The organism is Rhodococcus sp. P3_B8 (assembly GCF_056402775.1).
In genome coordinates, this window is the sequence record NZ_JBFUGT010000248.1 from 1 (window position 1) to 9929 (window position 9929).

7 protein-coding genes are annotated in these 9929 nt (G+C 67.7%); 5 read left to right on the top strand and 2 right to left on the bottom strand.

Features of this window, described 5'->3' with window-relative positions; all coding sequences use genetic code 11:
• Positions 1–166: 166 nt before the first annotated feature.
• From AC1D1G_RS35660 to AC1D1G_RS35675, 4 genes are all read left to right on the top strand, one after another.
• The gene (locus tag AC1D1G_RS35660; protein WP_283352499.1) at positions 167–3664 is read left to right on the top strand and encodes a serine/threonine-protein kinase; all 3498 of its coding nucleotides are present in this window, start codon (positions 167–169) and stop codon (positions 3662–3664) included.
• Positions 3665–3862: 198 nt separating this feature from the next.
• Complete coding sequence (locus AC1D1G_RS35665) at positions 3863–5326, top strand: catalase (RefSeq protein ID WP_283352453.1); 1464 nt, start codon at positions 3863–3865, stop codon at positions 5324–5326.
• A 115-nt stretch (positions 5327–5441) separates the two neighbouring features.
• Positions 5442–6173, top strand: a complete 732-nt coding sequence (locus AC1D1G_RS35670; RefSeq protein WP_283352454.1) for a flavodoxin family protein — start codon at positions 5442–5444, stop codon at positions 6171–6173.
• Between the two features lie 24 nt (positions 6174–6197).
• Positions 6198–7067 (top strand): class II glutamine amidotransferase, encoded by an 870-nt coding sequence (locus AC1D1G_RS35675; RefSeq protein WP_477955793.1) that lies wholly within the window; start codon positions 6198–6200, stop codon positions 7065–7067.
• A 12-nt stretch (positions 7068–7079) separates the two neighbouring features.
• Here AC1D1G_RS35675 and AC1D1G_RS35680 read toward each other — a convergent pair whose 3' ends face one another.
• Both AC1D1G_RS35680 and AC1D1G_RS35685 read right to left on the bottom strand, forming a co-directional pair.
• Positions 7080–8132: a ferredoxin--NADP reductase gene (locus AC1D1G_RS35680; protein WP_283352455.1), complete on the bottom strand. Its 1053-nt coding sequence runs from the start codon at positions 8130–8132 to the stop codon at positions 7080–7082.
• Between the two features lie 131 nt (positions 8133–8263).
• Positions 8264–9025 carry an SDR family NAD(P)-dependent oxidoreductase gene (locus tag AC1D1G_RS35685; protein WP_283352456.1) on the bottom strand — a complete coding sequence of 254 codons (762 nt, stop codon included), beginning with the start codon at positions 9023–9025 and terminating at the stop codon, positions 8264–8266.
• A gap of 120 nt (positions 9026–9145) precedes the next feature.
• Here AC1D1G_RS35685 and AC1D1G_RS35690 point away from each other — a divergent pair, with 120 nt between their 5' ends.
• A complete protein-coding gene (locus AC1D1G_RS35690) occupies positions 9146–9919 on the top strand; it encodes an SDR family oxidoreductase (RefSeq protein WP_283331368.1) in 774 nt (257 codons plus the stop codon).
• The last annotated feature ends 10 nt before the right edge of the window (positions 9920–9929 follow it).

The following is a 9929-nucleotide window of genomic DNA, read 5'->3' on the forward strand; positions in this document are numbered from 1 at the left end:
GAGCTGGGCGAGGGTCCGCTCGGCCAGGCTCGTGTCCGCTGCCGCAATACCGGTATCCGTCACCGTCGAATTCTCCTCGGGTCTACTCGTTCTCGAACACCGCTCTCTGTGTCGTGCGACCGCGATATGCTGGCGTCAGTGCACCGAGAAGGTGATTTCATTGAGTGTGCCACGACACCCGGAAAGCAGTTCCGGGCCGACCGACTCGGATCCGCAGGCTACCAAGCGGATCGTCGTGACCGACATCGTCGCGGAATTGTCGTCGGAAGGATTCGACGACGCCCGCGAGATCGGCCGGGGAGGGTTCGGGGTCGTCTACCGCTGCCTCCAGACCGCGCTCGATCGCACGGTCGCGATCAAGGTGCTGTCCTCCGATCTGGACGGCGAGGACCGCGAACGCTTCCTGCGGGAACAGCGTGCGATGGGAAAATTGTCGGGGCATCCCCACGTGGTCGACATCCTGCAGTCCGGGGTGACGCGCAGCGGCAGGCCGTACATCGTGATGCCGTACCACTCGCGCAATTCGCTGGACGCCTGGATTCGCCGCGAAGGGCCGCTGCCGTGGAGTGAAACGCTGCGCGTCGGCGTGAAGCTGGCGGGCGCTCTGGAGACGGCGCACCGGCTCGGCACCCTGCACCGCGACGTGAAACCCGCCAACATCCTGCTCACCGGATACGGCGAACCGCAGCTCACGGACTTCGGCATCGCGCGGGTCACGGGCGGATTCGAGACCACGTCGAGCATGATCACCGGTTCGCCCGCGTTCACGGCGCCGGAGGTCCTCCGGGGTGACGCACCGTCCGCGGCCTCCGACGTGTACAGCTTGGGCGCCGCCCTGTTCTGCCTGCTCACCGGGCATGCCGCGTTCGAGCGGCGGAGCGGGGAGCGGCTCGTCGCGCAGTTCCTCCGTATCGCCACGCAACCCGTTCCGGACCTGCGGGGCGAGGACATTCCCGACGACGTGTGCTCGGCCGTCGAGCGCGCCATGGCCGAGGAACCGACCGACCGCCCGGCTTCGGCCGCGGAATTCGGCCAGGAACTCCGCGACATCGAGCGCAGGCACGGGCTCGATGTCGACGAGATGGCGCTCCCCGCCGCGGCCGACGAGTTTCCGCGCACCGAGCACACGTCGACTCCGACCACGCAGTCCTCGACGTCCGGGCACAGTCGCAGCTACCGCCGGCGGTCGGGTGCCACCCCGCCGAGCGCCGCGGCCCGCTTCCGGCCGCCGACCCCGATGCGGTCCCTGGTGGAGCGCACCCGCCTCCTGGATCTGCTCCGAATGGGTCAGAGGAGGCGGTTGACGCTCATCCACGCGCCCGCCGGCTTCGGGAAGAGCACGGTGGCGGCCCAGTGGCGCGACGTGCTGATCGAGGACGGCGCCGCCGTCGCCTGGCTGACGGTGGACAACGACGACAACAACGTCGTGTGGTTCCTGTCCCATCTCGTCGAGGCGATCCGCCGGGCCGAGCCGACCCTGGCGGACGAGCTGGGGCAGGCGCTCGACGAGAACGGCGCCGAAGCGGAACGGTATGTGCTGACCTCGCTGGTGAATCAGGTCCACGACAGCAGGCGTCACGTGGTGGTGATGATCGACGACTGGCATCGCGTGACGTCGCCGGACACGATCGCCGCGATGGACTTCATCCTGGAGAACGGCTGCCACCACTTGCAGATGGTGGTGAGCAGCCGAAGCCAGGCAGGGCTTCCGCTGGCCAAGATGCGGGTGCGTGACGAGCTCGTCGAAATCGATTCCGTTGCTTTGCGCTTCGACATCACCGAGTCACAGCGGTTCCTGGTCGACCTCGGTGGACTGCACCTGGAGGACTCCGATGTGGAAGCGCTGGAGGAGACCACGGACGGGTGGGTGGCGGCGCTGCAACTGGCGTCGCTGTCGCTGCGTGATCGCACCGATCCCGGCGACCTCATCCGGCACATGTCGGGCCGGCACCACGCGATCGGCGAGTACCTGGCGGAGAACGTGCTCAGCACGCTCGAGCCTGCGCTGCTCGACTTCATGCTGGCCACGTCCGTCACCGAGCGGGTGTGCGGCGACCTCGCCTGCGTGCTGGCGAACGTGACCCACGGTCAGGCCCTGCTCGAGCAGGTCGAATCGCGCGACCTGTTCCTGCGCAGCCTCGACGAGGACCGGGAGTGGTTCGAGTACCACCATCTGTTCGCCGAGTACCTCCGCCGACGCCTCGAACGCGATCATCCGTCGCGCATCGCGGACCTGCACCGTGCGGCCGCGCACTGGTTCGCCGACCACCACTACGTCAGCGACGCAGTGGATCACGCGTTGGCGGCGGGCGATCGCGACGTGGCCGTCGCGGTTGTCGAGGAGCAGGGCATGTATCTGGTGGAGCACTCGCGGATGGTTGCGCTGCTCGGCCTCGTCGACAAGTTGCCGCGGCCGCTGGTCGAGTCCAGTCCCCGCATCCAGATCGCGGTCGCGTGGGCGAACATCCTCCTGCAACGGGTGGCGCCGACGCTGCGGTCGCTGTCGCTGGTCGCGTCGGCCCTCGAGACCTCGACGCTGAGCGACACCGAGCAGGCGGACATCCGAGTCGAGGCCGACATCGTCCGTGCCGTGATCGCGGTGTCGTCCGATCGCATCGCCGGAGTCCCCGACCTCATCGCCGAATGCCTGGCCCGCCCGGAAACCCTGCGCGCGTGGGTGGTTTCGGCGGGGTCGAATCTCGCATCCGCCGTCGCGATCGCCCAATTCGATTTCGTGGAGGCACGCCGCCTGCAGGAGTGGGCGACCGGGTACCACCAGCGGACCGTCGGACCGTTCAGCACGATGTACGGGTACAGCTTCGCCGGCATCGCCGCGATGGAACAACTCGACATCGCCGCGGCCGAGGACAACTTCCGGCTGGCTGTGCAGACCGCGACGAAGTCGGCAGGTACCCATTCGCATGCCGCACGACTCGCAGGCGCACTCCTCGGCGAGCTGATGTACGAACTGGGCCATCTCGACGAGGCCGAACAACTCCTCGACGAGAGTTACGAGCTCGGACCCGAGGGCGGCATCGTCGATTTCATGATCGCCCGCTTCGTCACGGGCGCGCGGCTGAAGGCGGGTCGTGGCGATCTTGCGTCCGCTGCCCGCCACCTCGACGAGGGTGCGTCCGCGGCGGCGTCGCTGGGACTCCCGCGGCTGCGGGCCCGGGTCGAGAACGAGCGGGTCCGGCTCGGTCTGCCCGCGTCACCCCAGCCGGCGGCCGGTGACGGGAAGGCGACCCGGGTACCCGATTTCGGTTTCGCCGAGATCGTCGCGCAGCTCGACGACGCCACCGAGATCCGGAAGCAGTCGGCCGTCGAGCCCGACGTCGCGTGTCGCCGCGCCGAGGAATGGGTGCGCCGGGTCGAACGGGAGAGCCGGCCGAGGGCGGCCATGCAGGCCAGTCGCCTGCTCGTCGCATGCCTGGTCGCGGCGGGCCGGGTCGACGAGGCCAAGCCGGTGCTGGCGTCCGTCGCCGCGACGTGTGCACGAATCGGCTTCGTGCGCTATCTGATCGACGGCGGTCCGCGCATGGTGCCCGCGCTGACGGCTCTCCTCGAGGACAGGCGGGCCGGCCGCTGGCAGTCCGACTGGCCGAATGTTCCGGAAGAGTTCCTGGTTGCGGCGCTGGAGACGGCGACCCCGATCGAAAGTTAGCCCGCGCTTTCTTGACTAATTCAAGAAACGGTGGTGCAGTGTGACCGTGAACACACGAGGGCGGGAGGCGACCACCACCACGTCGCACGCCGTGAGTGTGGTTCGATCCGCCACGTCGACTGCCCGTCGGCGAAGCCTCTTGCTCGACAGTCAGTTCCAGAAAACCCAGAGCGACAGCCAGCAACGAAGGGATCCACTGTGAGCCGAGAGACCACTGCGAACACCAGCGACAAGCTCACCACGGCCGTAGGCGCACCCGTGCCCGACAACCAGAACGTCGTGACCGCCGGGCCACGCGGGCCGCAGTTGCTGCAGGACGTCTGGTTCCTCGAGAAGCTCGCACATTTCGACCGCGAGGTCATTCCGGAACGTCGCATGCACGCCAAGGGTTCCGGGGCGTACGGAACGTTCACCGTCACGAACGACATCACCCGGTACACCAGCGCGAACATCTTCTCCGAGGTCGGCAAGAAGACCGAGCTGTTCGCCCGCTTCTCCACCGTCGCCGGTGAACGCGGCGCCGCCGACGCCGAGCGCGACATCCGCGGCTTCGCGGTCAAGTTCTATACCGAAGAAGGCAACTGGGACCTCGTCGGCAACAACACCCCGGTCTTCTTCTTCCGCGACCCGCTGAAGTTCCCCGACCTCAACCACGCCGTCAAGCGTGACCCCCGCACGAATCTGCGCAGCCCCGACAACAATTGGGACTTCTGGACGTCGCTGCCCGAGTCGCTGCACCAGGTCACCATCGTGATGAGTGACCGCGGCATCCCCTCGTCGTACCGGCACATGCACGGATTCGGTTCGCACACCTTCAGTTTCATCAACGCCGAGGGCGAACGCTTCTGGGTGAAGTTCCACCACCGCGTGCAGCAGGGTGTCGAGAACCTCACCGACGCCGAGGCCGAGGCCCTGGTCGGCGCCGACCGCGAGAGCCACCAGCGGGACCTCTTCGACGCCATCGAGGCCGGCAATTTCCCGAAGTGGAAGCTGTGCGTGCAGATCATGCCCGAGGCCGACGCCGACACGGTCCCCTACCACCCGTTCGACCTGACGAAGGTGTGGCCGAAGGCCGACTACCCGCTCATCGAGGTCGGCGAATGGGAACTCAACCGCAACCCCGACAACTACTTCGCCGAGGTCGAACAGGCAGCGTTCAACCCTGCGCACGTCGTGCCCGGCATCAGCTTCTCCCCGGACAAGATGCTCCAGGGCCGGTTGTTCTCCTACGGTGACGCGCAGCGCTACCGCCTCGGTGTGAACAACTACCAGATCCCGGTCAACGCGGCCCGTTGCCCGGTGAGCAACTTCCACCGCGACGGTGCCATGCGGGTCGACGGCAACAACGGTGGCACCCTGCACTACGAGCCGAACAGCTACGGCAAGTGGCAGGAGCAGAGCCGGTACCGCGATCCCGCGCAGGGCGTGGGCGCGTTCGCCGACCGGTTCAACTTCCGCGAGGACGACGACGATTACTTCTCGCAGCCGCGCGTGTTGTTCAACAACATGAGCGACGAGCAGAAGCAGGTGTTGTTCGAGAACACCGCGCGGGCCATCAACGGCGCGTCGCAGCAGGTCGTGCAGCGGCACATCGACAACTGCACCCAGTGCGACCCGGCCTACGGCGAGGGCGTCGCGAAGGCTATCTCCGCGCTGGGCTGAGAACACCCGGGTCCGCCCGGTCCGGGATCGCCCCGGACSGGGCGGACTCTTCTGCCACGAACAGGGTCCGCCGCGGCATATCGTGGACTTCCGGACTCTTTCCGTGGGAGGACTGATGACCGATCCGTCGCCGCAGGACGGGACCCCCCGTTTCAGCGGTCTGCGTGCCCTGTTCGTCAACTGCACCCTGAAGCGGTCTCCCGAAGTGAGCAACACCCAGGGGCTGATCGACCGCAGTGTCGGCCTGATGGAGCAGGAGGGGGTCTCGGTCGACCAGATCCGGGCGGTGGACCACGACATCGCGACCGGCGTGTACCCGGACATGACCGAGCACGGATGGCCGAGCGACGAATGGCCCCGACTGTTTCAGCGGGTGCTGGACGCCGACATCCTGGTCCTGGCCGGTCCGATCTGGCTCGGCGACAACGGTTCCGTCACGAAGCAGGTGATCGAGCGACTGTACGGTTGCTCGTCGATTCTCAACGACCACGGCCAGTACGCCTACTACGGGCGCGCCGGGGGTTGCCTGATCACCGGCAACGAGGACGGTGTCAAGCATTGCGCGATGAACGTCCTCTACAGCCTCCAGCATCTCGGATACGTGATCCCACCGCAGGCAGACGCCGGATGGATCGGTGAGGCCGGCCCGGGCCCCTCGTATCTCGACGAAGGGTCGGGCGGCCCGGAGAACGATTTCACCAACCGCAACACCACGTTCATGACGTACAACCTGATGCACGTCGCCGCGATGTTGAAGAAGGCCGGCGGGTTCCCCGCGTACGGAAATCAACGTTCGGAGTGGGACGCGGGTTGCCGCCCCGACTTCGCCAACCCGGATTACCGCTGATCCGCCCCATCCGAGAGGGAAATCATGTGCCGATTGTTCGGGTTGTCCGCCGCCCCTCATCGCGTCCGCGCATCGTTCTGGCTGCTGGACGCCCCGGACAGCCTGGCGCAGCAGAGTCACCGCGAGCCGGACGGCACCGGACTCGGCACGTTCGCGGAGGACGGAACTCCGATGGTGGAGAAGCAACCGCTCGCCGCATACGAGGACACGGAGTTCGCGCAGGAGGCGAAGCATCGGTATTCGGCCACGTTCGTCGCGCACATCCGTTTCGCGACCACGGGTGACCTGCTTCCCCAGAACACCCATCCGTTCGCCCAGGACGGTCGCGTCTTCGCCCACAACGGCGTGGTCGAGGACCTGCCGAAACTCGAGGCGGAACTGGGCCCCGACCTCGCGCTCGTTCACGGCGACACCGACTCCGAACGCGTCTTCGCCCTCGTGACCAGTCACATCGGCAGGAACGGCGGCGACGTCACCGCCGGCATCACCTCGGCCGCCCGATGGCTGGCCGACAACGTGCCGATCTACGCGCTCAACATCCTGCTGACCACACCCGGCGAACTGTGGGCGCTACGGTACCCGGACACCCACGACCTGCTTTTCCTCGAGCGGCGCGTGGGCGGTCCGAGCGGTGGTCGCCACCTCCAGCACGCGAGCACCCCCGGCCGGATCCGTGCCAGGTCCGAGCATCTCGCCGAGCATCCGGCGGTGGTCGTCGCCAGCGAGCAGATGGACGAGGACCCCGGCTGGACGCCGCTGCAGTCGGGCGAACTGCTCCACGTCGACCGCGACCTCACCGTCACCCGGGAGGTGATCGTCGATCGCCCACCCCGTTACCCGATCCGCCTCGCCGACCTCAATGCCCGCGCCGCGGCCGCGCAGACGGAGAAGTAATACCGGCGTCGATCAGAACTCGATCCGCACGTGCTCGCTGACGGGGCGGGCCTGGCACGCGAGGATGTAGCCGCTCGCGATGTCCTCGGGATCGAGGATCGACGCGTTGTCCATGTCCACCTCTCCCTGGACCACCGTGCATGCGCAGGAACCGCATTCGCCCTCGCGGCACGAGTAGGGGACGTCGAGGCCCTTCGACAGCATGACGTCGACCAGTGTCGCCTGGCGCGGCCAGCTCAGGCTGTGAGCTTCGCCGTCGAGTTGCAACTCGACGGTCGACGTTCCCGCTTCCGTGTCCGGCAGTTCCTCGACCACAACCTCTGCAAACGGATCCCCGGACAGGGAGGTGAACACCTCGGCGTGCACCCGGTCGCGCGGGACGCCGGCGAGTGCGAGCGACTCGTGGATCGCGTCCATGAAGGGACGCGGTCCGCACAGGTAGGCGCGGTGATCCCGGAACCGGTCCGACAGATTCGCCAGCTGGCGCGGTGTCGGCAGGCCCTGCACGCTCTCGAGCCAGTGGACTACGGTCAGCCGGTGTTCGTGGCGGGCCGCGAGCTCCCGCAACTCGTCGGCGAAAATGACCGACTTCTCGTCCCGGTTCGCGTACACCAGAACGACTTTCCCGTTGCCTTCGCTGAGCGCCGACTTGAGGATCGACATCACCGGAGTGATTCCGCTGCCCGCGGCGAACAGGATCAGGTCTTCGTCCAGGCTGGCCGGAGTGAACACGCCCGCGGGAGGCAGGACCTCGATGCGGTCGCCGACGCCGACGTTGTCGCACAACCAGTGCGAACCGTAGCCGCCTGCGGTGCGTTTGATCGTCACCTTCGGCAGGTCGTCGGTGAATGGCGAACTGGCCAGCGAGTAGCACCGGGCGACGGATCCCGTCCGGTCGCTCGGGATGCGCAACGTCAGGAACTGCCCGGGCTTGTAGGCGAATTCGTGCCGACGCTCGTCGGGGACGTCGAACACCAGCGACCGGGCGTCGGACGTCTCCTCCACGACAGCGGCCACGGTGACCATTACTGATCGCGAACTGCGTGGTGTTTCAACGGTCGTCATCGCGACGGTGCCCTCTCGCTACGGTAATTCGATCCTGCCGAAACTAGTGCACATCGACGGCGGCGGCCGCAGCTCTTCCCGCTGTGCGGGACCCGGATCATCGCCGTCACCCCCAACTGGACTGCCCGCCGTCAGCCCCAACGGGACTGCCCGCCGTCCAGGGGGATGGTGGCCCCGGTGAGGTACCCGGCGTCGTCGCTCACCAGGAACACGACGGCGCGCCCGATGTCGGTTTCGGCGTCGCCGACGCGTCCGAGCGGGATGCCCGCCACGAACTCCGCCGCCTCGTCCGGGTTCCGCTCCATCCACCGCGCGAGGGCCGGACTCTTGGCGTGCGGGGCCACGGACAGCACCCGGATGCCGTCCCGGCCCCACTCGCACGCCGCCGACCTGGTCAGCGAACGCATCCCCTCCTTGATCGAGCCGTAGGCGCCGTAGTTGCTCGCGTCCCAGCGCACGGCCGCCGACGTGACGAGGTTGACGATCACTCCGCCACCGCGCGCCTTCATGTGCGGGTGGCACGACTGCATCATGCGCAGCGTCGCGAGTGGTCCCGTCGCGAAGGACCGCTCGTACTCCTCGTCGATCACCGACAGGATCGGTCCTGGTGTGCAGTCGTTGGCGTTGTTGACCAGGATGTCGACGCCGCCGAACACGTCCACGGTCCGCTCGACGGCGGACGCGATGTCCGCGCGCCTGCTGACGTCGCACACCACCGGTTCGCCGCGGGCGCCGAGTTCGGCGAGTCGCTCGCACGTGCCGTGCAGTTTCGATTCGGTCCGGCCGGCGACGGCGATCGCCGCGCCCTCCCGGGCGAGGGCCAGGGCGATTCCCTGCCCGATCCCCTGACCCGCACCCGTGATCAGCGCGACCTTGCCGTCGAGTTTGCCCATGTCCACTCCCGTTCCCCTACTATCGAACCAAGCATTTGCTTGTTCTCGGCTTGGTGCCGATTCACCCGATCTCGTTCGAGCGCCAGTTCTCCTCGCGCTCCCTCACTCCGAAGGTTTCCCGTGACAATCCCCCCTCCTCTCGATTTCAGTGGCCGCACCGTCGTCGTGACCGGCGGAACCAAGGGCATCGGTTTCGTCGTCGCCGAATCGTTTCTTGCCGCGGGTGCGAACGTGCTCGTGTGCGGCCGGACCGCACCGGACACGCTGCCCGCGCGCGGTGAGCGCACCGCCGCGTTCCGCGCGACCGACGTCCGCGACCATGCCGACGCCGCCGCTCTGATCGACGAGGCCGTCGCGCGGTTCGGCCGCCTCGACGTCCTCGTCAACAATGCGGGTGGTTCGCCCGACGCCGACGCGGCCACCGTCTCGCCGCGGTTCGTCGAGAAGATCGTCGCGCTGAATCTGCTGGCGCCCTTCACCGTTGCCCAGGCCGCCAACGCGGTGATGCAACAGCAGTCCGACGGCGGTGCCATCGTCAACATCGGCAGCGTCTCCGCCCACGATCCGCAACCCGGCACCGCCGCGTACAGCGCCGCGAAGGCCGGCCTGCTGGTTCTGACGAAAGCGCTTGCGCTCGAGTGGGCTCCGAAGGTCCGCATCAACCACATCACCACGGGTCTCATCCGCACCGAGAGCGCGGCGTCCGTCTACGGTGACGACGGCGGCGCCGCCGTCACCCGGACCCTGCCGATGGGGCGGATGGCGGTGCCGTCCGACATCGCGGACGCCTGCCTGTTCCTGGCGAGCGCGCAGGCGTCGTACGTGAGCGGCGCGGATCTCGCCGTCCACGGCGGCGGCGAGTATCCCGCGCGGTATCTCGCCACCCACTCCTGACCTCCTCGCC

Bases quoted from the DNA above. Each gene is read 5' to 3' on its own strand.
- AC1D1G_RS35670 (WP_283352454.1), top strand. From the start codon at position 5,442: ATGACCGATCCGTCGCCGCAGGACGGGACCCCCCGTTTCAGCGGTCTG.
- AC1D1G_RS35675 (WP_477955793.1), top strand. From the start codon at position 6,198: ATGTGCCGATTGTTCGGGTTGTCCGCCGCCCCTCATCGCGTCCGCGCA.
- AC1D1G_RS35680 (WP_283352455.1), bottom strand. From the start codon at position 8,132: ATGACGACCGTTGAAACACCACGCAGTTCGCGATCAGTAATGGTCACC.
- AC1D1G_RS35685 (WP_283352456.1), bottom strand. From the start codon at position 9,025: ATGGGCAAACTCGACGGCAAGGTCGCGCTGATCACGGGTGCGGGTCAG.